The sequence below is a fragment of the Leifsonia sp. NPDC080035 genome (genome assembly GCF_040050925.1).
Lineage (GTDB): Bacteria > Actinomycetota > Actinomycetes > Actinomycetales > Microbacteriaceae > Leifsonia.
This window is the reverse complement of the sequence record NZ_CP157390.1, coordinates 3,096,316-3,120,014: the sequence shown is the minus strand read 5'-3', so window position 1 is coordinate 3,120,014 and position 23,699 is coordinate 3,096,316. Positions and strand designations below refer to the sequence as shown.

The following is a 23,699-nucleotide window of genomic DNA, read 5'->3' as shown; positions in this document are numbered from 1 at the left end:
TCCGCCCCAGTCTTCCCTCGGCCCCAGACGTCCACAAGACCCTCTGTTGACAAGCTCGGAAACCGCGCCTACCGTGCCGCCTAAACCGGTTTAGACGACTCGGTTCTCACGACTCAAGGGAACGCAATGATGCGGACACGAATCCTCTCAGCTCTCGCGGGCGCCGCACTCCTCATCGGGGCTGTCGCCGTCCCTGCGGCCGATGCCGCCGCCGCCCCGGCGGCGCCCGCGAGCGCGACCAGCGCCTCCAGCGCGCCGAAGCTCACGAACCTCGCCCACCTCGACTTCCTGCTCGACGACGCGCCGCTGCCGCCGGGCGTCGCCGGGCACAGCACCTACCGACAGCAGAGCGAGCCCACCGCCCGGGCGCCCTGGGTGTACGCGAACCGAAACGCCGACGGATCCTTCACCCGCGTCGGCGGCGGCCCGATCACGGACGCGGCGAAGGGCTGGTACGCCCAGGGCGCCTTCGACGCCGACGACATCTCCCGCGCCGCGGTCGTCTACCTGCGCGACTGGAAGCAGAACGGCACCGCGGCGAGCCGCGACAGCGCCTACGAGCTGCTGCGCTCCCTCACCTACCTGCAGACCGACTCCGGCCCGAACGCCGGGAACGTCGTGCTCTGGCAGCAGTCGGACGGCACGCTGAACCCGTCGGCGATCCCGGTCGAGCAGCCGGACCCGAGCGACTCGGCCGAGTCGTTCTGGCTCGCCCGCACGGTCTGGGCGCTCGGCGAGGGCTACGCCGGGTTCCGCGACGCCGATCCCGCGTTCGCCTCGTTCCTGGCGAGCAGGATGTCTCTCGCGCTCGGCGCGCTCGAGCGGCAGTCGCTGTCGAGGTACGGCACGCACGAGGTCGCGAACGGTGTGCGCGTCCCCGGCTGGCTGATCGTCGGCAGCGCGAGCCCCACCGCCGAGGCCGTGCTCGGGCTCAGCGCATACGCCGCTGCGGCCCCGGCAGACGCCCGCGCTCGCGTGGCGCTCTCCCGCTACGCCGAGGGCATCGCGGGCCTCGCCAGCGGCGGCGTGGGCCAGTGGCCGTTCGGCGCGCTGCTCCCCGAGGCCAACTCCCCCACGTTCTGGCACGCCTGGGGCGGGATGCAGCCTGCCGCGCTCACCGCCGCCGCCGTCGTGCTGAAGAACGGCGGACTGCAGAGGGCCGCGAGCACCGACCTGGCGCAGTTCACCGCACAGCTGCTGGCGACCGGCGGCCCGGACAACGGCTGGACGCCGACCCCGGCCGACCGGACCCAGATCGCGTACGGCGTCGACTCCCGCGTCGAAGGACTGGTCGCGGCCGCCGACGCGACCGGAGCGGCCGGGCTCGCCGCCCTCGCCGGCGCGCAGGCCGCGTGGTACTTCGGCGCGAACCCTGCCGGTGTCCCCGTCTACGACCCGGCCACCGGTGTGTGCGTCGACGGCATCGCGGGCGACGGCACGGTCAACCGCAACTGCGGCGCCGAGTCGGTCATCCACACCGAGCTCAGCATGCTCGCGCTGGATGCGCATCCCACGATCGCCCGCGCCGCCACCGCGCTCACCCGCACCACCGCCACGGACGGCCTGCGCGTCGTCGAAGCGGAGTCCGGGACGGTGACCGGATCCCCGGCCGTTGTGACGCCGCCGTCGGCCTGGACCGGATCGGCGAACTGGTCAGGCGGGGAGTACGTCGCGGCAGCGACCGGCGACACCGTCACCCTGACGCTGCCCGCCGGCCACCCGGCCGCACGCATCCTGCCGATCGCCGACCTCGGCCCCGGCGGCTCCGGCAGCACCGCGTGGACGGCCCGCGTCGGCCGTGTCGCCCTCCCCCTGGGCAGCTCGCAGAACGTGCGCGCCGGGGCCGTGCAGGGTATCGGTCCGAGCCCGGTGTTCCTGCTCCCTCAGACGCTGCCCGTCCCGGTTCCGGCCGGCGCCACGACGGTGACGGCGCGGGTGTCCGGCGCGACGCACCTCGACGCCGTCCTCGTCCAGCCGCTCGTCTCGCACCTGGGCCTCCGCGGAGCCGGCGGCCTCGACGTGTACGTCAACGGCACGAAGGCACCGCTTCCCCAGAAGCTCGGACTGACCGGCCGCGTCCTCGTGACGAGTTACGACTCGGCCGGCCGGCAGGTCGGGCCGGCCAGGACGGTCGAGGGTCACGCGGCGGTGCTCGTGCTGCCGGGCGGCTTCACCACGGCGGTGACGCGGTGAGCGCTGCCGGGGTCACCATCAACGACGTCGCCCGCGCGGCCGGCGTGAGCAAGGGGCTCGTCTCGCTCGCGCTCAACGGCCGGCGCGGGGTCGCCGAGGACACGCGCGAGCGCATCCTGACAGCCGCCCGCGACCTCGGCTGGACGCCGAACCCCGGGGCCAGGGGCCTGAGCACCCGCCGGGCCTACGCGCTCGGGCTCATCCTGCGCCGAGCGGCGCGGACCATCGAAGTCGACCCCTTCTTCGCCGCGTTCATCGCGGGCGTGGAGACCGTGCTCTCCGAGCGAGGTCAGGTGCTCGTGCTGACGGTGGTCCCCGACCGGGCGGCGGAGGAGCGCGCGTACGAGCGGCTCGCCGCCGACAAACGCGTCGACGGCTTCCTGCTCACCGACCTGCTCGCCGACGACGCCCGGATCGGCCTCATCCAGCGGCTCGGATCCCAGGCGGTCTCGCTGGGCGCCCCCGCCGACGGCAGCCCGTTCCCTGTGATCTCGCGGGACTACGACTCCGGCATCGACGACCTCGTCGCCCACCTGGTCGAGCTCGGTCACCGGCGCATCGCCCACGTCTCCGGCGACGAGAGGATGCTCCACGGCCTCCGGCGACGCGAGCGCTTCGAGCGCGCGACGGAGCGGGCGGGCATCGAGCCCGTCATCCTGCACACCGACTTCTCGCCCGAACAGGGCGCGGAGGCGACCAAGGCGCTGCTGGACTCCGCGGCGCCGCCGACCGCCATCGTGTACGGCAACGACCCGATGGCCATCGCCGGGATGGGCGTCGCGCACGAGCGCGGCCTGCGCCTCCCCGACGACCTGTCGGTCACCGGGCTGGACGGCTCGCAGATCGGCACCTACATCTATCCCTCCCTCACCACCCTCGACAACGACCCCGCAGGCTGGGGCGTCGCCGCCGCCACCGCACTGCTGCGCCTGGTGGAGGACGGCGTCGCAGCCGACGTCGCGCTGCACCCCGCGCGGCTGGTGGTGCGCGCGTCCACCGCGCCACCCACCGCCCGCTGACCCCGCTCCTGCACCCCCATCCACGAAAGAGGAATCATGCGCACCCGCAGAATCGCCCTATCCCTCATCACCGCCGGCATCGTCGCCGGCACCCTCGCCGCGTGCGGCTCCAGCGGCGGCGGTCAGTCCGACGCCATGAAGGCGCACGGGCCGATCACCATCTGGTACTCGAACAACCCGCAGGAGGTGCAGTGGGGCAAGGCCATGGTCTCCTCCTGGAACTCCGCGCACCCCAAGGAGCAGATCAAGGCGCAGGAGGTGCCGGCCGGCAAGAGCACCGAGGAGGTCATCGGCGCGGCGATCACCGCGGGCACCACGCCGTGCCTGGTGTTCAACAACCTGCCTGCGGCCACCGGTCAGTGGCAGAAGCAGGGCGGCCTCGTCGACCTCTCGAAGTTCCCCGACGGCGCGAAGTACATTCAGGACCGCAGCGGCAAGGCTGCGGACCAGTACAAGTCCTCCGACGGCGACTTCTACCAGATGCCGTGGAAACAGAACCCGGTGATGATCTTCTACAACAAGGCCATCTTCCAGAAGGCCGGCCTCGACCCGAACAGCCCCGACCTGTCCACCTACGACAAGTTCATCGCCGCCGCCCAGAAGATCAAGTCCTCGGGGGCTGCGCCGTACGCGATCTTCCCGGCTCCGACGAGCGAGTTCTTCCAGCCGAACTTCGACTACCTTCCGCTGCTCGCCGCCGAGACGGGCGGCAAGACGTTCATCGAGGACGGCAAGTCGATCATCACGGACCAGGAATCGCTCGACGTCGCGAACTTCTGGAAGACGATCTACGCCGACAACCTCGCCGGTAAGGAGCAGTACCAGGGCGACGCGTTCGCGGACGGCAAGTCCGCGATGGCGATCGTGGGGCCGTGGGCCATCGCGGTCTACGACAAGGTGCAGTGGGGCTCCGTGCCCGTCCCGACCAAGGACGGCAAGCCGGCCGACCAGATCTACACCTTCCCGGACGCGAAGAACATCGGCATGTACACCTCGTGCAAGAACCAGGGCACGGCGTGGGATGTCGTGAAGTTCGCGACCAGCAAGGAGCAGGACGGCAAGCTGCTCGACGTGACCGGCCAGATGCCGATCCGCAGCGACGTCTCCAGCGTGTACGCGAGCTACTTCGACTCGCACCCCGCCTACAAGGAGTTCGGCGCGCAGAGCGAGCGCACGGCCGACGACCCGACCGGCGTGAACACGATCGCCCAGCTGCAGGCTCTCCGCGACGCCTACTCGAAGGCCGTCATCAACGGCACCGGCAGCGTGGAGTCCGCGTTCAAGGCCGCGTCCGACAAGATCGATTCGCTCCAGAAGCAGAAGTAGCCATGAGCACGATCTCCGCTCCCCCGGCGGCGGGCACCACGCCCGCCGCCGGGACGGCCCCGCGCCGGCGGCCGCCGCTGATGCAGCGGGTCCTGGGCAAGAATCCGCTCGGCTGGCTGTTCGGCGCTCCGTACCTGATCTTCGTCCTGGTGATCTTCGCGTACCCGTTGGGTTACGCGGTCTACATGTCGTTCTTCGACTACTTCTTCGCCGCACCGGGCGCGAACGTCAGCCAGCCGTTCGTCGGGTTCGACAACTACGTCCAGGTGGTCACCGACCCCGCGGTGCTCCAGTCGTTCGCCAACGTCGGCATCTTCCTGATCATCAACGTGCCGCTCACGGTGGTGCTCTCGCTGGTGCTCGCCAGCGGGCTGAACAGCATCACCCGGTTCCGCACCTTCCTGCGGATGAGCTACTACGTCCCGTACGTCACCGCGAGCGTCGCGATCATCGGCGTCTGGCTGTTCCTGTTCAGCGGCGACGGCCTGATCAACCAGATCCTGGGGCCGCTCGCGCCGAACCCGTCGTGGTTCGTGAACCCGTGGCTGGCGATGCCGACGATCGCGATCTACGTGACCTGGAAGCAGCTCGGCCTGTACATCCTGCTCTACCTCGCGGCGCTGCAGAACGTGCCGCGCGAGCTCTACGAGTCGGCGTCGACCGACGGGGCGGGGCGGGTGCGCCAGTTCTTCTCGGTCACCGTTCCTGGCGTGCGCCCCGCGACCGTGCTGGTGCTGCTGCTCTCCACCATCACCGGTGCCAACCTGTTCACCGAGCCCTATCTGCTCACCGGAGGCGGCGGTCCCGACGGGCACTCGACTTCGCCGGTGCTCCTCATCTACCAGCAGGGCATCCAGCAGGGTCACCCCGGCTACGCCGCCGCGATCGGCGTCGTGCTCGTGATCCTGGTGCTGATCATCGGCTGGCTGCAGAACCGATTCGCGGGAGGACGCGACTGATGACCACGATCAAGAATGTCCCGGTGGCGGACGGGCGGAAGGCGCCGCGCGAGCGCCGGCGCCGCGACCTCGCCTCCTCCGCACGGCTGAGCCGGCCGCAGGCGATCCTGCAGGGGATCGTGCTGACGCTCGGCGCCATCGCCTTCCTGTTCCCCTTCTACTACATGCTGGTCGGGTCGCTGCAGACGGCGCCCGACACCTCCGTCGCGGGCGCCTTCCCGAACCCCGCGAACCTGACGCTGCACAACTACGCGGCGATCAACGACCGCATCAACCTGTGGTCGGGGCTCGCGAACTCGGGGATCTTCACCGGCGGCGTGCTGCTGTGCACGGTCGTGTTCGGCGTGCTGGCGGGGTACGCGCTGTCGATCCTGCAGTGGCGGGGCCGTGGCGTGACCTTCGCGCTCGCGCTGCTGGTGCAGACCATCCCGTTCCAGCTGCTGATGATCCCGCTGTACGTGCTCATCGCGCGCAACTACGGGCTCGCAGACAACTACCTCGGGATGATCCTGCCGTTCGCGATCAACTCGGCGGCCGTGCTCATCTTCCGGCAGTACTTCCTGCAGCTGCCGCGAGAACTGTTCGACGCCGCCAGGGTGGACGGCGCCGGCGAGTTCACCCTGCTCTGGCGGGTCGCGCTCCCGCTCGTGCGTCCGGCCCTGGTGACGGTGATCCTGCTGACCTTCATCGGCCCGTGGAACGAGTTCCTCTGGCCGTTCCTGATCACGAAGGAGGCGAGCATGCAGCCCCTGGCCGTCTCGCTCGCCAACTACATCAGCACGGTCGCCGCCTCCACCGCGAACCCGTTCGGCGCCATCCTCGCCGGAGCCGTTGTGCTCGCGGCACCCGTCGTCGTGCTGTTCATCGTGTTCCAGCGCTACTTCACCTCGACCGACATCGGCTCGTCCGTCAAGGGCTGAGCCGCCGCACGCAAGGAGACCCGTGGATTTCGCCGCCGCCGTCGACCAGGACGACCTGCGCACCAGCTACCGGGAGGCGCTCGAGCACAGCAGTGCGCTCACCGACACAATCTCGACAGACCAGTTCTCCGCGCACTACGACGACCCGCCTCCCTGGGCGATCGGGCCGTTCGCGCGCGACGAGTCGCTGACCTTCCGCCTGGAGGGTCAGTGGGAGGACCCGACCGGGATCGGATGGACCAGCTCGTCCATCTTCAACCCCACCATGATCGAGCGGGACGGGGAGCTGCACCTGTTCTACCGAGCGTCGCCGCGCAAGGAGTCGACGGCGAGCAGGATCGGCCACGCCGTGCGCACGGACGGCGTCTGGCGCGACGACCCGGCCAACCCGGTCGTCTACCCGACCCTCGCCAACGAGGTCCTCGGCTGCGAGGACCCGAAGGTCTACGAGGCGGACGGCCGCTACGTGCTGTTCTATAACGCCATCCGCCGCACCGAGGCGGGAGACGTGGCGTGCGACATCATGTGCGCGGACTCCGACGACCTGCGGTCGTGGCGCAAGCGCGGCCTCGCGGTCCCGCTGGAGGTCTCGAAGGACTGGGCGAAGGGCGCGGTCGTCCCCAGGGACGAGCACGGCCGCGCGGTGCGGATCGGCGGCGAGTACCTGATGTTCCTGTCCGAGGGCTGCGGAGGGCGGCCGATGGTCGGCCACTCCGACGACCTGCTCGACTGGCGATTCGAGGAGCAGCCGTATCTCGACCTCTCGGCGCTGCCCGGCACGCTCTACGAGGTCGCCTGTGCCGCCGTCGACGGCGACGACCTCGTGCTCGACTTCTTCTACGCCGACGAGCACGGCGACTTCGCCGCCGCCCAGGCGCACTACCGGGCGGACGTCCCGTTCACCCAGCTCGGCATCCATCCCGGCGGCTCGCTCGCCTGGGGCGGCCTGCAGCGCATCGACGGCCGCTGGGCCTTCGCCCAGGGCTGGGATGCGCCACACGATTCCCGCGAACTCTACGTCTACAAGGAGGTCACCGAGTGACGTTCCCCTACCGCCTCAGCCGTGCCGGCGTCGTGATGACCCCGGCCGCCGACGAACCGCTCGAAGCCGAGGGCGTGCTCAACCCCGCCTCCGGCCGCGGGCCGGACGGCGGGCTCTACCTGCTGCCCCGGCTCGTCGCCGCCGGCAACGTCTCCCGCGTCGGGCTGGCGCGCGTCCTGATCGAGGACGGCGTCCCCGTCGGCGTCGAGCGCGAGGGTGTCGTCCTCGAACCCGACCGCGCGTTCGAGCGCGGCGCGAACAACGCGGGCGTCGAGGATCCACGGATCACCACCGTCCCCGCCCTCGGCCTGCACGTGATGACGTACGTGGCGTACGGTCCGCTCGGTCCGCGCACCGCGGTCGCCGTCTCGCGGGACCTGCGCGATTGGCAGCGCCTCGGCCCGGTCACGTTCGAGTACGACGACGCCACCGGCGTCGACCTCGGGCTGTTCCACAACAAGGACACCGTGTTCTTCCCGGAGCCGGTCACCGCCCCGGACGGCACGCCGAGCCTCGCGGTGCTGCACCGCCCGGTGTGGGATCTGGAGGGGGTGCGGCCGGGCGAGGGCGAGCATCCCCCGGAGGCACTGGCCGAGAAGCGGCCGAGCATCTGGATCGCGTTCATCCCGCTCGACGCCGTCCGCGCCGACGTCCGGGAGCTGACCCGCTGGCGCGCGAACCGGTTCCTCGCCGGTCCCGAGTTCCCGTTCGAGGAGCTGAAGATCGGCGCCGGTCCCGCGCCCGTCCGGGTGCCGGAGGGCTGGCTGCTGCTGCATCACGGGGTCACCGGCCGCCTGGAGCCGGGCATCGCCCAGCAGCAGAACGTGAACTACGCGGCCGGAGCGATGATCCTGGACGCCGACGAGCCGTGGCGCGTCCTCCAGCGGACCCCGGAGCCGCTGCTCGCCGCGGAGACGGAGGAGGAGCGCAGCGGGATCGTCCCGAACGTGGTCTTCCCCACCGCGATCGAGCGCGTGGACGGCGTCGACTGGGTCTTCTACGGCATGGCCGACTCGAAGATCGGTGTCGCACGTCTGGAGCGGAGGAACGAATCCGGGGCATGATGTCGAGAACTCCCCTCGCCGTTCGTGTGGACGGTGAGAGAGAAGGAGACACCATGACCCAGTACCTGCTCAGCGTCTACCAGCCGGACGGACCCGTCCCGGAGCCGGAGGCCCTGGCCGCGATCGGCCGCGACCTCGACGCCCTCAACACCGAGATGCGCGCCGCCGGGGCGTGGGTGTTCTCGAACGGGCTGCTCCCGCCGTCGTCCGCCACCGTGCTGCGCCCGCGCGGTGACGACGTCGTCGTGACGGACGGACCGTTCGCGGAGGGCAAGGAGCACCTCGGCGGCTTCACCATCGTCGATGTGCCAGACCTGGATGCGGCGATGGCGTGGGGACGCAGGCTCGCCGTCGCCACCACCCTGCCGATCGAGGTCAGGCCGTTCGCCTGAGCCGGCCGTGGACGAGCGCGTGAACGAGGGCGCACCGAAGGCGCCGGGCGCACCGGGGGCGCCGGAGGCCCCCGCGGCCGTCGCCGACGTCTTCCGCGCCGAGTACGGCCGCGCCGTCTCGGTGCTGTACCGCGCCCTCGGTGACCTCGACCGGGCCGAGGACGCGGTGCAGGAGGCGTTCGCCATCGCGGCCGGTCGCTGGCCGACCGACGGGGTTCCGCCCGCCCCCGCCGGCTGGATCATCGTCACCGCCCGGCGGCGCGCGATCGACCGGCTGCGCCGCGAGTCGGTCGGCCGTGAGCGGGAGGCGCAGGCGACGCGGCTGCTCGCCCTCGACGCCGGCGACCCGCAGCCCGCCGACGATGGCCCCATCGGCGACGACCGCCTCCGGCTCATCTTCACCTGCTGCCACCCGGCGCTCGCCCCGAACGCCAGGGTCGCGCTGACACTGCGCCTGCTCGGCGGCCTCAGCACCGCCGAGATCGCGCGCGCCTTCCTCGTCCCCGAGCCGACGCTGGCGCAGCGGATCTCCCGGGCGAAGGCGAAGATCCGGGATGCGCGCATCCCGTACCGCATCCCCTCCGCACCCGACCTGCCGGAACGGCTGGACTCCGTGCTGGCGGTCGTGTACCTGATCTTCAGCGAGGGCTACACGGCGTCGGCCGGCGACCGGCTCGTGCGCGACGAACTGTGCGCCGAGGCCCTGCGCCTCGCTCGCCTGCTTGCCGCACTGCTGCCCGACGAGGAGGAGGTGCAGGGACTGCTGGCGCTGCTGCTGCTCGTGGACGCCCGCCGCCCGGCCCGGCTCGGCGCCGACGGCGGGATGGTCGCGCTGCCCGACCAGGACCGCACGCTCTGGGACGCGGACAGAATCGCCGAGGGCCACGCGATCGTGCGCCGCTGCCTCGCCCGCGGCCGGCCGGGGCGCTACCAGCTGCAGGCGGCCATCCAGGCGGTGCACGACGACGGCGCCACGGCCGACGCGACGGACTGGCGGCAGATCGTCGCGCTCTACGACCAGCTGCTGCGGGTGCAGCCGACCCCGGTCGTCGCGCTCAACCGGGCCGTCGCCGTGGCCGAGGTCGCCGGACCCGCGGCGGGGCTCGCCGAGACCGAGCCGCTGCGCGAGGCGCTCGAGGACTTCTACGTGCTGCACGGCGTGCGCGCCGGGCTGTTGCGGCGGATCGGCAGGACGGCGGACGCCGCCGCCGAGTACGACGCGGCCCTGCGACTCTGCGAGAACGCTGCGGAGCGTGCCTTCCTGGAGCGCGAACGCGCGGAGTGCTGACCCCTTCCGGAGTCCGGCGTCCCGGTGGAGAGTGGGCGCCATGGACATCACATTCCTCGGGCTCGGCCGGATGGGCCGCGAGCTCGTTCCCCACCTGATCGACGCCGGCCACCGGGTCACCGCGTGGAACCGCTCCCCCGGGCCGACCGAGGCGATCGGCCGCCGTGGGGCGCGCATCGCCGGGACGGCGGCCGAGGCGGTGGACGGCGCGGAAGCCGTCGTCAGCGTGCTGTTCGGCCCGGAGACGGTGCGCGAGGTCATCGTGGACGGGTCGCTGCCGTGGCGTCCCGGCGCGCTCTGGATCGACGTGACGACCGTCTCGCCCGAGGACGCGACCGCGTTCGCCGACTTCGCGGCGGAGGCGGGCATCCGCTACGTGCACTCCCCCGTCGTCGGGTCGCTCGCGCCCGCACGGGCCGGCGCGCTCGCCGTGCTGATCGGCGGCGAACACGACGCGGCCCGCGAGGCGCGGCGGCTGGTGGCGCTCTGGGCCGACCCGGACAAGCTGCGCACCTTCGATGCGGCGCCCAAGGCCGCCGCATCCAAGCTCGTCGCGAACCTCGCCCTCGCCGTGTCGATGGAGGCGCTCGCGGAGGCGCTGCGGCTCGGCCGTTCCGCCGGTCTCGACGGCGACGAGGTGCTTCAGACGCTGTCGCTCACCGCGATCGCCCCGATGGCCGCGATGAAGGGCCGGCTGGTGACGGCAGGCGAGTTCGACGACGCGCAGTTCTCCGCCGCCGCCCTCGCGAAGGACACGCGGCTCATGCTGGCGACCTCCGACACGCCGCTTCCCGCGGTCGCGCTGGTCGCCGCCGAGCTGCAGCGCGCCGTCGAGGCGGGCGACGGCGAGAAGGACTTCTCGATCATCGCCCGCGACCGCTGAGCGACGGCGCGCCGGAGTCGTCGGCTCAGCCGCGCGGGACGACCACCTCGCCGGTCGCGGCGGACCGGCGCGCCGCATCCACGACCTGCAACGTCCGGAGGCCGACCCGGCCGTCGGGCCGCGCCGGACGTCCCGAGCGCACGGCGTCCACGAACTCGGCGATCATCGCCGCGTCGAGGTCGTCCCCGGTCGGCTCCCACACCGGTCCGTCAGCCGTCTGCCCGGCGACGTGCGGCGCGAAGGGTGCGATCGTCACCGAGCCGCGGGTTCCGGTCACCTGCAGCGTGAGGCCGCCCCAGGTCGCGGCCGCATCCGGCACGCTCCACGAGCAGTCGATCGTCGCGATCACCCCGCTGCCGTAGACCGCGGTCACGAGCCCGCCGGTCTCGACCGTCGCCTCCGGGTGCAGGATGCGGTTGGACACCGCGTGCACGGTCGCCGGCTGCTCGGCGAGCAGCTCGTCCAGCAGGTCGGCGCAGTGCACGACGTGGTCGACGAGCGCCCCGCCTCCGGACAGCGCCGCATCCGTGAACCAGGCGCGATCGGAGGGCAGCTTGCCGTTGTTCGTCCCCTTGACGGCGAGCAGGGTGCCGAGCTGTCCTGCTCGCACGCGCTGCACCAGGTCGGCGAACGCGGGCGCGAAGCGCACCGGGTACGCGGTCATCAGCGTCACACCGGCGCGGTCGGCCGCCGCCAGCATCGCCTCGGCGTCCTCGACCGTCGTCGCCAGCGGCTTCTCGCACAGGATGTGCGCGCCGGCGGCCGCGGCCGCCTCCACCAGCGCTCGGTGCCGCACGTTCTCGGCGGTGACGATCACCGCGTCCGGACCCCAGGCGAGCGCCTCCTCGTAGCTGTCGAGGTAGCGGACGCCGAGCGCGTCCGCCAGCTCGCGTCCGCGCGGAGCGTCGTCCGGAGCGGCGGCGCCGTCGGGGTCGGCGACGACCAGGTCGATGTCGGCGCGGCCGGCAAGCGCACGGCAGTAGCCGATGGCGTGGGTGTGCGCGAACGACAGCACGGCCACCTTCAGCGGCCGGTCGGCGGGGATGCTCATGGTCTCCTTCTCGGTCTCTGCGCCGGTCATGCGCCGACCGCCTCTGCGGTCACGGGTGCGGGGAGGACGGCGGCGGCGAGATCCAGCTCGACGGGCGCACCCGTTCGCAGCGACTCCATGGCCGCCTCGGCGACGGCGACCGCGCGGATGCCGTCCTCGGCGGTGACGCGCGCATCCCGACCCTCCGCGATCGCCGCGACGTAGTCGCGCAGCTGGGCGGTGTACGGGCTCTCGGCGTGGGTGGGCGGCGGCAGGTAGCCCTCGCCGTCCTGCGCGGCCGGGATGTCGAGCCGGCTGGGCGCGTCGAAGGAGTCGATGGCGAGCGTGCCCGCAGCGCCCGCGATGTCCGCGCTGGTGCGGAACACCATCCCGCGCGGACCCCAGCTGCCCTGCACGTGGCTGAGCGCCCCGCTCGCGTGCGTGAGCACGACGTGCGCGGTGACCGCGTCCGGCGCCGCGGCGTCCGCCGCCCGCCGGCTCTGCACCGCGTAGACGCGGACGACATCCCCGGCCAGCCACAGCGCCTGGTCGAGGTCGTGGATCATCTGGTCGCGCACGATGCCGCCGCCCGCCGCCTCGTCGTGGAACCAGCCGGCCCGCGGCGCCTCGCCGCCGCGCACGAACCGCAGCACGGCGGGATCCCCGATCCGGCCGGCCGCGACCTGGCGCTGCACCTGCGCGTACTCCGGGAAGTAGCGGACGACGTGGGCCGGGAACAGGCGCACCCCGGCCTCGCGCGCCGCGTCCACCACGGCGCGCGCCTCCTCGGCGGTGCCCGCGAGCGGCTTCTCGCACACGACGTGCCGCCCCGCGGCGATCGCCGCCAGCGCGAGCGGGCCGTGGCTGGGCGTCGGGGTGACGATGTCGACGATGTCGCTCGCCGCGATCAGCGCGTCGAGGTCGGGGGCCACCGCGAAGCCGTACTGCTCCGCGAGCGCGTCTGCGCCCTCGTGCGAGTACACGGACACGGCGGCGCCGAGCGCCCGCCAGCCGTCCGCGTGGACGCGGCTGATCCCGCCGGCCCCGATCAGGCCGACTCGAAGGGTGTTCACGTGATGTGCCTTTCTGGGGGTCGTCACTTCATGCCGGAGAAGGCGATGCCGTCGATGACGCGCCTCTGCATGATGAGGAAGAGGATGAGGACGGGCGCCATCGCCAGCAGGCTGGCCGCCAGCAGCAGCGGGTAGTCCGGGATGGAGCGCTGGCTGGTGAGCGTCGCGATTCCGGGGGCGAGCGGCATCTGCGTGGAGTCCGTCGCCACGATCAGCGGCCAGAGCAGGTCGTTCCAGGAGGCGAGCACCGTGATGATCGCGAGCGCCGAGAGCCCGGGCTTGGCCAGCGGCAGCATCACTTTCCAGAAGATCTGGAACTGGTTCGCGCCGTCCAGCCGCGCCGCCTCGGCGAGCTCGTCCGGCAGCCCGAGGAAGAACTGCCGCATCAGGAAGGTGCCGAACGCGCTGAAGATGCCGGGGGCCGCGATGCCGGCGATGGTGTTCAGCCAACCGAGGCCCTGCACGATCTGGTACTGCGGCAGCAGGTAGACCTGCGGCGGCACCATCAGGATGACGAGCACCAGCGCGAAGATGGTCCGCCGGAACGGGAACTCCATCCGCGCGAACGCGTAGCCCGCCATGGAGCAGAGCAGCAGCTGTCCCACCGTGCGGATGACCGTCACCGCGACGGACACCCAGAGCTGGTTGAGGAACGGCAGCTGGTCGAACACGTGCGCGAAGTTCTCGAAGTGGAGCTCCCCCGGCCAGACGGTCGGCGGGACGGAGGTGACCTGCGCGTTGGTGGCGAGCGACATCAGGATCTGCCACACGAACGGGAAGATCATCAGCACCGAGGCGACGATCAGCACCACGTGGGTCAGGCCGTTGCGGCTGCGTGCGCTCCCGGCACGGGGGTTCGCGGTTCGTGGACGCGCGGCGACGGAGCTAGACATAGTTCACCCACCTCTTCTGCATGCGGAACTGGAGCATCGTGAACGCGCCGACGAGCACGAGGATCGCCACGCCGACCGCGGCGGCGTAGCCGTTGTCCCCGGTCTGCTGGTGCGCGAAGAACAGGTAGACCAGCGACTGGGTCTGGTTGATCGCCGGGTTCTGCGTCCCCATCAGCGCGTAGAGCAGGTCGAACAGCTGGAACCCGGTGATCACCGTCATGACCGAGACGAAGAAGATCGAGGGGGTCAGCAGGGGCACCGTGATCGAGAAGAACTGCCGCGTGCGGCTCGCGCCGTCCAGCGACGACGCCTCGTACATCTCCGGCGGGATGCTCTTCATGCCGGCGGAGAGCACGATCAGGTTGAAGCCGAGCGAGATCCACATCCCGACGATGCCGACCGCGATCAGCGCGACCCACTCGGTGCTCAGCCAGTTGGGGCCCTTGATGCCGACCAGCGACAGCGCGTAGTTGATGACGCCGAAGTCGCCGTTGAAGATGATGCGCCACACCATCGCCACCGCCGCGGGCATCGCGACGTACGGCAGGAAGAACGCCGTCCTGTACGCGGCGGCGAAGCGCAGCCCCGGCCGGTTGATCAGCGAGGCGAAGAACACCGCGACCGGGATGCCGACGAGCAGGATGCCGACATAGATCAGGGTGTTGAGGATGGACCGCCAGAAATCGGGATCCGCCAGCATCTGCTGGTAGTTCGTCAGGCCGCTCCAGGTCGCGCCGCCGAAGACGCCCCACGTGGTGAAGCTGAAGTAGGCGTTGCGGAAGATCGGCCAGATGTAGAACACCAGGACGCCGAACAGCAGCGGGCCGACGAACAGCACGGCCCAGAGCCAGTCGTTGCGGCGCCGGCCGCGCTTCGTGCCCCGCGGCGCTCGCGCGCCCGGGGTGGCGGGCGCCGCCTGCGCGGCGCCCGCTCCCTTCGTGATCGTCTCCGTCGACATCGTCACTCTTTGGCGAGGTCCGCGTTCATCTGCTTGGCCAGCTCCTTGGCGACCTCGTCGACCGGCTTCTTGCCGCTGAACGCGTCGGGCAGCAGGTCGTTCTCGGCCTTGTTCCACGCCGCCGTGTTCTTGGAGATGGGGTACGGGTAGGCGTAGTCGGCCGCCGCCTTCTCGAAGATGTTCAGGTCCCACGGCGCCGTGTCGACGAACGCCTGCTGGGTGCCGTTGAACGCGGGGTTCGCGGCGCCCATCGTGGCCTGCGTCTCGGCGGCCTCCTTGCCCGCCAGGTAGGTCTGGAAGGCGATCGCCGCTGACTTGTTCTTGGAGTCCTTCGCGACGACGTTCGCCAGACCGTGGATGACCGTCGCCTGACGCTCGTCCTTCGGCAGCGGTGCGAGCGCGATCGTGCTCTTGATCGGCGAGGCGAGCAGCTCGGAGTTGAGCCAGGTGCCCGACCAGATCATGGCCGACTTGGAGTTGATGAACCACTGGTCCTGCGGGGTGTCCGACAGCTGCGACGGCGTCGGCGAGGAGCCGTCCGCGACCAGGTCGCGGATGAACTGCAGACCCTTGATGGACTTCGGGTCGTCGTAGCCGGACTTCTTGCCGTCGTCGGAGATGATCGAGCCGCCGGCCTGCAGGATGGTGTTGTAGTACATCTCCTGGCCCCCGGAGAGGCCGCTGGTCACGCCGTAGACGCCCTGCGCCTTCAGCTTGTCGGAGATCTGCTTCGCCTTCTGGTGGAACTCGTCCCACGTCCAGTCGGCGGTCGGGTAGGCGACGCCCGCCTTGTCGAAGATCGCCTTGTTGTAGTAGACGCCGATCGTGTCGAAGTCCTTGGGGGCGCCGTACTGCTTGCCGTCCCAGCTGTAGAGGTCGTCGAGCGCCGTCGGGTAGTTCGACGGCTTGATGCCGGAGCCGATCGGCTCGAGCATCCCGTTCGACGCATACAGCTGGAAGTTGGGTCCGTTCATCCAGAACACGTCGGGCAGCGTCTTCGACGAGCCCTGCGTCTGCAGCTTGGTGAAGTAGTTCTGGTAGGGCGTGATCTGAGTGGTGACTTTGATCTTCGGGTACTCCTTGTTGAAGTCCTTGATCAGGGCCTCCATCGCCGGCTTCTGGTTCACGTCCCAGAACGCGTAGGAGATGCTGGCCGAGAGGTTATGATCGGCAGCGGCATCCGAACTGGTACCGGTGTTGGATGAGCAGCCGGCGAGTACGACCGCGGAGGCGACGGCGGCCGCGGCCGCGAGCAGGGCTTTTCGCATTGGTTCTCCTTCGAAATGTGGGGGTGTTTCGGTGCCTCCCGGGCCGGCGACTTGCCCTCGCCGGTCCGGGGTGTGGTGCGTCGTGCTGTGGTGCTGTCGTGCAGTGGTGCTGAGCCCCCGGGCGATCCGGGAGCGGGCCGCCGCTACAAGCGGGCGGCGACCGCCTCGTCCACGCCGGAGACCACGTGGGGCCGGGATCCGTCGCGGAGCGATTCCGTGGCCGCCACAGCGGCGGCCACCGCGTTGCGCGCTGCCACCGCGGACGTCGTCGTCGCGGTGCCGTCGCGCACGAAGCGCACGAACTCGGCCACGGTGGCCACGTCCGCGTCCCCGTGTCCTCCGTCGTCGCCGAGCACGGTGTACTCGGCGTCGCCGTGGGGGTCGTAGGTCGTCCGGCGGTTCCAGACGCGCACGATGGCGCCGTCCGTGTCGCCGAAGTTCTCCAGGCGCCCCTCCGTGCCGATCACGGTGTAGTTGCGCCAGTAGTCGGGGGTGTAGTGGCACTGCTGGTACGAGGCGAACACCCCGTTGTCCAGCCGCATGCTCACCATCGAGATGTCCTCGACGTCGATCACCGGGTTCAGCTCGGTTTGGCTAAGCGGCGGCCAGGCGTCCATCGAGAACCAGTCCGGCATCGTGCGGTCGGAATTGTCGCGACGGTCGTCGATGTCGCCGTAGAGGGTGAGGCCGCCCATCCCGGTCACCAGCTCCGCATATCCACCGGCGAGCCAGTGGATGATGTCGATGTCGTGCGCGCCCTTCTGCAGCAGCAGGCCGTTCGACTTGGCGCGCTCGGCGTGCCAGTCCTTGAAGTAGTAGTCGCCACCGTTGCCGACGAAGTGCCGACACCAGACCGCCTTGACCTCGCCGATCTCGCCGCGCTGGATGATGTCGCGCATCATGCGCACGACGCCCATGTGCCGCATGTTGTGGCCGACGTAGAGCCGGGTGCCGGACTCGGCCGCGGCCGCGAGGATGGCGTCGGCGTCGTCCACATCGATGGCGAGCGGCTTCTCCAGGTAGACCGCGATCCCGGCGCGGAGCAGGTCGACGGCGATCCCCGCGTGCGTGTGGTCGGGCGAGGTGACGAAGGCCGCGTCGATCTCGTCGCCGCCCGCGATCAGCTCGCGGTGGCCGGCGAAGAGCCGCGTCGTGCCGAACCGCTCCGCGGCCCGGTCGCGCGCGGCGGCGCTCGGGTCGGCGACGGCGACGATTGAGCCGTCCCCGCTCCGGACGGCGTGCTCCGCGATCTCCGAGCGCGCACCCGCGCCGATCACCGCGAGCCGCAGCGGCCGTTCTGCTGTCATCACCTGGTTCCTTCCGTGGTCCTGTTCTCGGCCAGGGCACGCGCGCTGGCGATGTCGATGTCCGGTTCCGGCATGTCCGGCACGAGGTAGAGGCGTTCCATCGCCTGGCCGGACGCGTGCGCGAGCGCGCCGAGGACGACGGACTCCGCGCCCAGCTCCGACTGGATGATCGAGGGCCGCACCGGCACTCGGATCTCTCTCATCACCGCGGCGCGCAGCGGGCGCAGCAGCTCCTCGCCCGCCCGGGACAGGCCGCCGCCGACCACGACGACATCGGGGTCCACCGCCATCGTGACGGTGGCCATGCCGGTGGCGAGGCCGGCGACGAAGAGCTCGATCTCCGCGATCGCGGCCGCGTCGCCCTCCGCCGCGATGCGGAACACCTCCTCCGCTGTCTCCGCGGACGTCCAGCGCAGCTGCCCTGACTCGTCGACCTGCATCGAGAAGACGATCTCGCCGATCTCTCCGGCGGCGTTGTGGCGCCCGCGCCGGAGCTTCCCGTCGATGATGAGCCCCATCGAGACGCGGTGGCCGGCGAAGAAGTAGGCGACGTCGTCGACGAGACGGGCGGCGCCCATCCGGTGCTCGGCGAGCGCTGCGAGGCGCATGTCGTTCTCGACGGCGACGGGGCAGCCGAACTCGTCGTGCAGGCGGCCGGCGATGTCGACGCCCTCCCAGTCGGGGAAGTTGCGCGAGACGATCAGCCGCCCGTCCGATCCGACCATGCCGGAGACGGCGACGGCCATGCCGGAGAGCCGGGAGAGCCGCGCCAGGTCGATGCCCGCCTCGGCGAGGCAGTCGTGCACCGACTGGGTGACGACCTCGAGCCGGCCCATGCCGACGAAGTCGCGCCCGACCTCGCGCTCGTACCAGGCCACGATGCGGCCGGCGAGGTCGGCGACGACCACCCGGACCGTGTGGATGCCGACGTCGACGCCGATGAGGAAGCCGGCGTCCGCGATGAACTCGAAGATGCGGGCGGGACGCCCGGCCCCGCGACCGCCGAGCGTCTGCTCGTCGACCATGCCGACGATCCCGCGTTCCCGCAGCGCCGGCAGGGACGCCTCGACGGTGGGACGCGACAGACCGGTCCGCTCCGCGAGCTGCGCCACCGTCGCCCGGCCACCGTCGCGCAGGGCGACCGCGACGCGCGCGCCGCTGAGGTTCGCCTGGCGCACATCGTGCGCCGCGCCGGTGTCGCCAGGGAGCATGCGGGACTTCTCCGTCCGTTTACAAAGAAAGTGGGTTTTGTAATTGCTGGGGACAGTAGAGCACAGCGCCTATCCACGGGTCAAGGAATTCGTCGATACAAACAAACCGGGTTGCGTATTTGGGTCCCCACTGACCGGTCGGCCTCGCGTGCGCGCGTCGCTCTTGTCCCCCGCGACAGCGCCCAATACGCTCGGCGTGACGTCCGATCGACCGGCAGGAGGCCCGTCATGCGGTTCACCCACCCTCCACGCCGCGGCCCGGCCGGCGACCGGCAGCCCGCCCCGCTCCTGAAGCGGAGCCCGCTCCTGTTCGGCTACGTCGTCACGCTCGGCATCCTCGGCGCGGTCGTCACCGGGTTCCTGCTCTACGGGCTGCGCTCGATCATCTTCTCCGTGTTCCTCGCCGCGTTCGCAACGGTCGGCCTCGACCCGCTCATCCGCTGGTTCCAGCGGCACGGGATGAAGCGCGCCTGGGCGATCGTGACCGTGATCCTTCTCATCCTCGGCCTGCTCGTCGGGATCATCTGGGTGGTCGTCCCGCTGATCGTCAACCAGATCGCGTTCCTCGCGACGGCGGTGCCGCAGGAGATCGAGGCGCTCTACCGTCAGGGCTGGTTCGACACGGCCGACGCGTACAGCAACGGCGTGCTCGGCCAGGCGCTGTCGTGGATCTCCGACCAGGTGAAGGACCCGCAGACTTGGGCGAACATCGGCCAGGGACTCGTCGGCTTCGGCCTCTCGGTGCTGAACGCCGTCACGACCGGCTTCTTCATCGCGATCCTCACGATCTACTTCATCGCGTCCTACGACACCACCAAGCAGTCGCTCTACCGCCTGGTGCGCCGCTCGCACCGCGCCCGCTTCGAGGGCTACTCGGAGCGCATCCTGGAGAACTTCGGCAAGTACCTGAGCGGGATGGTCATCCTCGCCTTCATCAACGCGGTGTACAGCCTCATCCTGCTGCTGGCGACCGGGGTCCCCGGCGCGTTCCTGATCGCCCTCGCCGCGTTCTTCATCACGCTCATCCCGCTGATCGGCACCGTGCTCACGACCGCCGTGATGACGGTGCTCGCGCTCATCCACTCCCCCGTCAGCGGCGTCGTGGTGCTGATCTTCATGCTGATCTACATGCAGGTGGAGGCGTACATCCTCACCCCCAAGGTGATGGGCAAGGCGGTGCAGGTGCCCGGTTCGGTGGTGCTGATCTCGGCCCTCGCCGGCTCGACGCTCTTCGGCCTGCCCGGCGCCCTCGTCGCCATCCCGATCTCGGCCGGGATCATCCTGATCATCAAGGAGATCGTGATGCCGCGGAAGGAGCTGCGCTAGCGGCGCCCGTCCCTCACGCCGGTGAGAGGTGAGTGAATGCCCTTACCGACGCACCGACACCGGCATCTACTCACCATTCGGCGCGACCATGGAAGCGGTCAGCCTCACGGTGATCCGCCCGCCGGCCGCGCGTAGAGTGGCCGCGTGACGACGAGGATCGCGCTCATCACCGGGGCGAACAAGGGAATCGGCTACGAGACCGCGCGGCGGCTGGCGGAGCTGGGCATGACGGTCCTGATCGGCGCGCGGGACGAGCAGCGCGGCCGTGAGGCCGAGGCGTCACTGCGCGAGCTCGGCGCGGACGCCCGGTTCGTGCCGCTCGACGTGACCGACGCCGCCTCGATCGCCCGCGCGGCGGAGTGGATCGACGCCGAGTTCGGCCGGCTGGACGTGCTGGTCAACAACGCGGGGACGGCGACCGTGTCCCGGCAGAGGGCGCTCGCCAGCGAGACGTCCCTCGATGACATGCGCGCGGTGTACGAGGTGAACGTGTTCGGGCTGGTCGCGGTGACGAACGCGATGCTGCCGCTGCTGCGCCGGGCGGAAGCGGCGCGCATCGTCAATGTCTCCAGCGAGGTCGGCTCCATCGGCTCGCAGTCCGACCCGGAGAGCCCGCTGTACGCGATGCCGGCGTCGGCGCAGTACCCGTCGTCGAAGGCGGCGGTGAACATGCTCACCGCCATGTACGCCAGGGAGCTGCGGGACACCCCGATCAAGGTCAACGCCGCCAACCCCGGCTTCACCGACACCGACTTCAACGACCACCGCGGCATCCGCTCGGTCCAGGACGGCGCCGAGCCGAGCGTCCACCTGGCGACCCTCCCCGCCGACGGGCCGTCCGGCATCCTCTGGGGCCACCTCTGGCGCTCCGACCGCGAGGGCGGCTACGGCGTCCTGCCCTGGTAGGCGGCCGCTCGGTGCGCGCCGAGGGAACGATTCTTTGGGCCCGCACCCGGCGTGGCGCCGGCTACGGGGTGTACGTGTCTCCGACGCTGTACTCGTCGTAGGTCTGGCGGCTCACGTCGATGGTGTTGGCCCTTCGCCCGGTCATGATGTCGAACTGCCAGTCGTCGGGGACGTCTACACACGAGGGTCCGCCGCAGTCCTCGTGACTCGGGATGAACGTCTTCGCCGTGATGATCGTGGTGTTCGGTGCGGTGTCGTCGAGGGGCTGGTGGGTTGCCGCAGCGAAGATCACTGCGGCGACGTATGCGGCGGCGACCACCCCGATGGCCGCCCACCTCCAGCGACGCCCGCCGACGGCGACCGATCCACGCATTGTTCTCCACGATCTGTGTTTGGCGCATTCGACGCGGGCTCCCCGTGGTGGTGATGCCAGCGAAATGCTACCGGCTTCACGAGTTCACGAGCACGGGCTCTCGCCGTGTCGGACGACTACCAGTCGGAGGGGAGGCTCAAGTGATTGTCGTGGGACGTCATCGAATAGAGCGTGAGGCTCACGCCATGCTCGACGAGTGCCCGGGCGACCCCGACCGGAACCTCGACAGTGTTCTCTCGGTCGCCGGTCACCACCAGAGCATTGCGCACTGCTTCCGTTCTCTGCGGGAGCCCGCACGCCCGCGACCCGCGCGGCGCCTCAGCCGCCGTAGCTCGAATGGATGACCATGGCGGTCCCGTTCGCCGTGCAGATCTGGCCGGCGAGCGTTTCCGCCGCCGTGAAGTCCCCGAGCGGCGCGTGCAGGACTCCGCCGGGATGGTCCCCCGCACCCGTCAGCCACCCCGCGATCGACGGAAGGACGGTGCCGAGCAGGCCGGCCGAGGCAGGGTGCTTCTCCGCCGCGTTCGCGAGACGTTCGATGTCGGCCTTCGCCGCCGCCGTCCGCTCGGTCCACTGCGCGTCCGACACGTCGCCGTGGTCGTGACCCTGGTCGGCGTTCCAGTACGCTTCCTGGACCGTGGCGAGCGTGGCGCACTGCTTCGCGGTCGCACGGTCGGGAGCGAACGGCGCCGTGCTGAAATTCATCGTCGCCGCCAGCCGGGTCCCATCCGGAACCACCAGATCGACGATCAGTCGTGTGCCCGCCGCGATCGAATGGATGTCGAAGTCGAAGCTCTGTGCGCCTCCGCAGGTCCCTTCGCGCCTGTCCATGTCCGCGCTCGGCCCGACGGAGTACAGGCCGTAGGTGCAGCTGAAGTCGATGTGCAGCGAGCGCGCTCCCGCCGGGACGGTGAGCGTCGGCGACGTGCGACCCGTGTGATAGACCTGCGCGGTCGGCCAGCCGGCGGTGGAGACCGCCGGGTGCGTCGTTGGCCGCGACTGCACCGCGGTGCATCCGGCAGCAGCGCCGATCAACACCGCCGAGAGGGCCGCAGCAAGGATCCGTGCCGTTGTCGTCCGGCTCATCCGCCGCCCTCCCGTCATCCGTCGGCCGCCGGACCGCTGTGGCCGGCTCCATCGGAGAGGGCGGCGCCCCCGCGCCGCCCTCTCCATCGCCCCTGCCTCACCGGTGAACCTGTTCCCCACGGCTCCCGACTCGCTGACGCGACGTTCACATACTAAAATCCCTGCGGGCGAGATGCCATGATTTCGAAACCCTTACTCGCTGAAGGATTCTTCATCAGCCTCGACCGAAAGACCATATGGTCTGGACGAGGATCCGTGGCTCGTGCCCAGCCGACGCCCACACGCGCCGCCGGTCGCGTCGCGATATCCTTCAGCGGAGCGGCATCGCTCCCGTCCAGGAAGGGTCCGTCGCATGGCAGAGCGCGCTCGGCAGGCCCTCGAGACCCGCGAGACGATCCTCGACGCAGCCGCCACCGAGTTCGCACGCTACGGGTTCAGTGGTGCCAGGCTCGACCGCATCATCGCCGCCACCGGCTTCACCAAGGGCGCCGTCTACTTCCACTTCGAGTCGAAGAAGGCGATGGCGGACGCCGTCCTGTCCGGGCGTTTCGACGCGTGGCCGGCACTCGTGGAGGATGTTCGCGACCAGGGCGGACGCGGGCTCTCCGGGATGCGCCTGCTCGCGTGGCGGGTGACGAGGACGATGGCCACCAACATCCGCACCCGTGCCGCGATGCGGCTCAGCCAGGAGCTCCGACTCGTCCCTCAGGGCATCAACCCGTACGACGCGTGGGCGGAACGCTTCGTCCCATTCCTCGATGAAGCCGTCGACGACGGCGACGCCCCCGACTCCCTCGACCGGGCGCGGGCCGCGAAGACGATCGTCAACTGCCTGTTCGGGGTCCTCTCGGTGGCCATCGACTCCGGGACGGAGGAGCAGGTCGACGCGGAGCTGGAGGCGCTGTGGAGGCTCATCACGCCGGGCCTCCGCACGGGCGGCGCCGGCTAGGGGTCACGCGTGATCGCGAACGCGAACCACAAAGGCCCCCGACCTGGTGGATGCCAGGTCAGAGGCCTTTTCTGTGGTGCGCCCCCAGGGACTTGAACCCTGAACCCATTGATTAAGAGTCAATTGCTCTGCCGATTGAGCTAGAGGCGCATTCGATCCGGTTACCCGAACCGAGGCTCAACATTAGCATCCGATCGGGGCCGCTCGCCAATCGAGCGCGTCCTGCGCGTCGT

At 70.6% G+C, this 23,699-nt stretch carries 22 protein-coding genes and 1 tRNA gene; 13 read left to right on the top strand and 10 right to left on the bottom strand.

Annotation, left to right across the window (positions count from 1 at the left end; all coding sequences use genetic code 11):
* Nucleotides 1-126: 126 nt before the first annotated feature.
* From AAME72_RS15105 to AAME72_RS15060, 10 genes are read left to right on the top strand one after another with little or no spacing between them, the layout of a single operon-like run.
* Nucleotides 127-2,193, top strand: coding sequence for a hypothetical protein (locus AAME72_RS15105; protein ID WP_348787372.1), 2,067 nt, complete (start codon nt 127-129; stop codon nt 2,191-2,193).
* Nucleotides 2,190-3,212, top strand: coding sequence for a LacI family DNA-binding transcriptional regulator (locus AAME72_RS15100; RefSeq protein WP_348787371.1), 1,023 nt, complete (start codon nt 2,190-2,192; stop codon nt 3,210-3,212). Before AAME72_RS15105 ends, AAME72_RS15100 begins: the two co-directional genes overlap by 4 nt.
* A 36-nt stretch (nt 3,213-3,248) precedes the next feature.
* Nucleotides 3,249-4,538: a sugar ABC transporter substrate-binding protein gene (locus AAME72_RS15095; protein ID WP_348787370.1), complete on the top strand. Its 1,290-nt coding sequence runs from the start codon at nt 3,249-3,251 to the stop codon at nt 4,536-4,538.
* A gap of 2 nt (nt 4,539-4,540) precedes the next feature.
* The gene (locus tag AAME72_RS15090; RefSeq protein ID WP_348787369.1) at nt 4,541-5,497 is read left to right on the top strand and encodes a sugar ABC transporter permease; all 957 of its coding nucleotides are present in this window, start codon (nt 4,541-4,543) and stop codon (nt 5,495-5,497) included.
* On the top strand, nt 5,497-6,417 hold the full coding sequence (locus tag AAME72_RS15085) for a carbohydrate ABC transporter permease (protein WP_348787368.1): 921 nt from the start codon (nt 5,497-5,499) through the stop codon (nt 6,415-6,417). Before AAME72_RS15090 ends, AAME72_RS15085 begins: the two co-directional genes overlap by 1 nt.
* 22 nt (nt 6,418-6,439) lie before the next feature.
* Entirely contained in the window at nt 6,440-7,459 is a 1,020-nt protein-coding gene (locus AAME72_RS15080) for a hypothetical protein (RefSeq protein WP_348787367.1), read from the top strand.
* 35 nt (nt 7,460-7,494) lie between these two features.
* Entirely contained in the window at nt 7,495-8,523 is a 1,029-nt protein-coding gene (locus tag AAME72_RS15075; RefSeq protein ID WP_348790146.1) for a glycosidase, read from the top strand.
* Between the two features lie 53 nt (nt 8,524-8,576).
* Complete coding sequence (locus AAME72_RS15070) at nt 8,577-8,915, top strand: YciI family protein (protein ID WP_348787366.1); 339 nt, start codon at nt 8,577-8,579, stop codon at nt 8,913-8,915.
* Nucleotides 8,916-8,922: 7 nt separating this feature from the next.
* A complete protein-coding gene (locus AAME72_RS15065) occupies nt 8,923-10,203 on the top strand; it encodes a sigma-70 family RNA polymerase sigma factor (RefSeq protein ID WP_348787365.1) in 1,281 nt (426 codons plus the stop codon).
* 40 nt (nt 10,204-10,243) lie between these two features.
* Nucleotides 10,244-11,086 (top strand): NAD(P)-dependent oxidoreductase, encoded by an 843-nt coding sequence (locus AAME72_RS15060; RefSeq protein WP_348787364.1) that lies wholly within the window; start codon nt 10,244-10,246, stop codon nt 11,084-11,086.
* Between the two features lie 25 nt (nt 11,087-11,111).
* Here the strand turns inward: AAME72_RS15060 and AAME72_RS15055 are convergent, their stop codons facing one another.
* From AAME72_RS15055 to AAME72_RS15025, 7 genes are all read right to left on the bottom strand, one after another.
* A complete protein-coding gene (locus AAME72_RS15055; protein WP_348787363.1) occupies nt 11,112-12,167 on the bottom strand; it encodes a Gfo/Idh/MocA family oxidoreductase in 1,056 nt (351 codons plus the stop codon).
* Entirely contained in the window at nt 12,164-13,189 is a 1,026-nt protein-coding gene (locus tag AAME72_RS15050; protein WP_348787362.1) for a Gfo/Idh/MocA family oxidoreductase, read from the bottom strand. The genes AAME72_RS15055 and AAME72_RS15050 overlap by 4 nt, the downstream gene beginning before the upstream one ends.
* A gap of 23 nt (nt 13,190-13,212) precedes the next feature.
* Nucleotides 13,213-14,082 (bottom strand): carbohydrate ABC transporter permease, encoded by an 870-nt coding sequence (locus AAME72_RS15045; RefSeq protein ID WP_348787361.1) that lies wholly within the window; start codon nt 14,080-14,082, stop codon nt 13,213-13,215.
* Entirely contained in the window at nt 14,075-15,040 is a 966-nt protein-coding gene (locus tag AAME72_RS15040; protein WP_348787360.1) for a sugar ABC transporter permease, read from the bottom strand. The genes AAME72_RS15045 and AAME72_RS15040 overlap by 8 nt, the downstream gene beginning before the upstream one ends.
* A 2-nt stretch (nt 15,041-15,042) precedes the next feature.
* Nucleotides 15,043-16,308, bottom strand: coding sequence for a sugar ABC transporter substrate-binding protein (locus AAME72_RS15035; RefSeq protein ID WP_348787359.1), 1,266 nt, complete (start codon nt 16,306-16,308; stop codon nt 15,043-15,045).
* Between the two features lie 143 nt (nt 16,309-16,451).
* A complete protein-coding gene (locus tag AAME72_RS15030; protein ID WP_348787358.1) occupies nt 16,452-17,615 on the bottom strand; it encodes a Gfo/Idh/MocA family oxidoreductase in 1,164 nt (387 codons plus the stop codon).
* Nucleotides 17,615-18,826 (bottom strand): ROK family transcriptional regulator, encoded by a 1,212-nt coding sequence (locus AAME72_RS15025; RefSeq protein WP_348787357.1) that lies wholly within the window; start codon nt 18,824-18,826, stop codon nt 17,615-17,617. Before AAME72_RS15025 ends, AAME72_RS15030 begins: the two co-directional genes overlap by 1 nt.
* A gap of 228 nt (nt 18,827-19,054) precedes the next feature.
* Between AAME72_RS15025 and AAME72_RS15020 the strand changes: the two genes are divergently transcribed.
* Both AAME72_RS15020 and AAME72_RS15015 read left to right on the top strand, forming a co-directional pair.
* The gene (locus AAME72_RS15020) at nt 19,055-20,152 is read left to right on the top strand and encodes an AI-2E family transporter (RefSeq protein ID WP_348787356.1); all 1,098 of its coding nucleotides are present in this window, start codon (nt 19,055-19,057) and stop codon (nt 20,150-20,152) included.
* Between the two features lie 144 nt (nt 20,153-20,296).
* Nucleotides 20,297-21,058, top strand: a complete 762-nt coding sequence (locus AAME72_RS15015) for an SDR family oxidoreductase (protein ID WP_348787355.1) — start codon at nt 20,297-20,299, stop codon at nt 21,056-21,058.
* A 61-nt stretch (nt 21,059-21,119) separates the two neighbouring features.
* Here the strand turns inward: AAME72_RS15015 and AAME72_RS15010 are convergent, their stop codons facing one another.
* Nucleotides 21,120-21,431, bottom strand: a complete 312-nt coding sequence (locus AAME72_RS15010) for a hypothetical protein (protein WP_348787354.1) — start codon at nt 21,429-21,431, stop codon at nt 21,120-21,122.
* Nucleotides 21,432-21,749: 318 nt separating this feature from the next.
* Nucleotides 21,750-22,517, bottom strand: coding sequence for a hypothetical protein (locus AAME72_RS15005; protein WP_348787353.1), 768 nt, complete (start codon nt 22,515-22,517; stop codon nt 21,750-21,752).
* A 352-nt stretch (nt 22,518-22,869) separates the two neighbouring features.
* Here AAME72_RS15005 and AAME72_RS15000 point away from each other — a divergent pair, with 352 nt between their 5' ends.
* Entirely contained in the window at nt 22,870-23,466 is a 597-nt protein-coding gene (locus AAME72_RS15000) for a TetR/AcrR family transcriptional regulator (RefSeq protein WP_348787352.1), read from the top strand.
* Between the two features lie 74 nt (nt 23,467-23,540).
* Here the strand turns inward: AAME72_RS15000 and AAME72_RS14995 are convergent.
* Nucleotides 23,541-23,616 (bottom strand) — tRNA-Lys (locus tag AAME72_RS14995).
* Between the last annotated feature and the right edge of the window lie 83 nt (nt 23,617-23,699).

Coding starts and splice junctions, on each gene's coding strand:
- AAME72_RS15105 (WP_348787372.1), top strand. CDS start 127: ATGATGCGGACACGAATCCTCTCAGCTCTCGCGGGCGCCGCACTCCTC.
- AAME72_RS15095 (WP_348787370.1), top strand. CDS start 3,249: ATGCGCACCCGCAGAATCGCCCTATCCCTCATCACCGCCGGCATCGTC.
- AAME72_RS15090 (WP_348787369.1), top strand. CDS start 4,541: ATGAGCACGATCTCCGCTCCCCCGGCGGCGGGCACCACGCCCGCCGCC.
- AAME72_RS15085 (WP_348787368.1), top strand. CDS start 5,497: ATGACCACGATCAAGAATGTCCCGGTGGCGGACGGGCGGAAGGCGCCG.
- AAME72_RS15075 (WP_348790146.1), top strand. CDS start 7,495: ATGACCCCGGCCGCCGACGAACCGCTCGAAGCCGAGGGCGTGCTCAAC.
- AAME72_RS15070 (WP_348787366.1), top strand. CDS start 8,577: ATGACCCAGTACCTGCTCAGCGTCTACCAGCCGGACGGACCCGTCCCG.
- AAME72_RS15060 (WP_348787364.1), top strand. CDS start 10,244: ATGGACATCACATTCCTCGGGCTCGGCCGGATGGGCCGCGAGCTCGTT.
- AAME72_RS15055 (WP_348787363.1), bottom strand. CDS start 12,167: ATGACCGGCGCAGAGACCGAGAAGGAGACCATGAGCATCCCCGCCGAC.
- AAME72_RS15045 (WP_348787361.1), bottom strand. CDS start 14,082: ATGTCTAGCTCCGTCGCCGCGCGTCCACGAACCGCGAACCCCCGTGCC.
- AAME72_RS15040 (WP_348787360.1), bottom strand. CDS start 15,040: ATGTCGACGGAGACGATCACGAAGGGAGCGGGCGCCGCGCAGGCGGCG.
- AAME72_RS15035 (WP_348787359.1), bottom strand. CDS start 16,308: ATGCGAAAAGCCCTGCTCGCGGCCGCGGCCGCCGTCGCCTCCGCGGTC.
- AAME72_RS15030 (WP_348787358.1), bottom strand. CDS start 17,615: ATGACAGCAGAACGGCCGCTGCGGCTCGCGGTGATCGGCGCGGGTGCG.
- AAME72_RS15025 (WP_348787357.1), bottom strand. CDS start 18,826: ATGCTCCCTGGCGACACCGGCGCGGCGCACGATGTGCGCCAGGCGAAC.
- AAME72_RS15020 (WP_348787356.1), top strand. CDS start 19,055: ATGCGGTTCACCCACCCTCCACGCCGCGGCCCGGCCGGCGACCGGCAG.
- AAME72_RS15010 (WP_348787354.1), bottom strand. CDS start 21,431: ATGCGTGGATCGGTCGCCGTCGGCGGGCGTCGCTGGAGGTGGGCGGCC.
- AAME72_RS15005 (WP_348787353.1), bottom strand. CDS start 22,517: ATGAGCCGGACGACAACGGCACGGATCCTTGCTGCGGCCCTCTCGGCG.
- AAME72_RS15000 (WP_348787352.1), top strand. CDS start 22,870: ATGGCAGAGCGCGCTCGGCAGGCCCTCGAGACCCGCGAGACGATCCTC.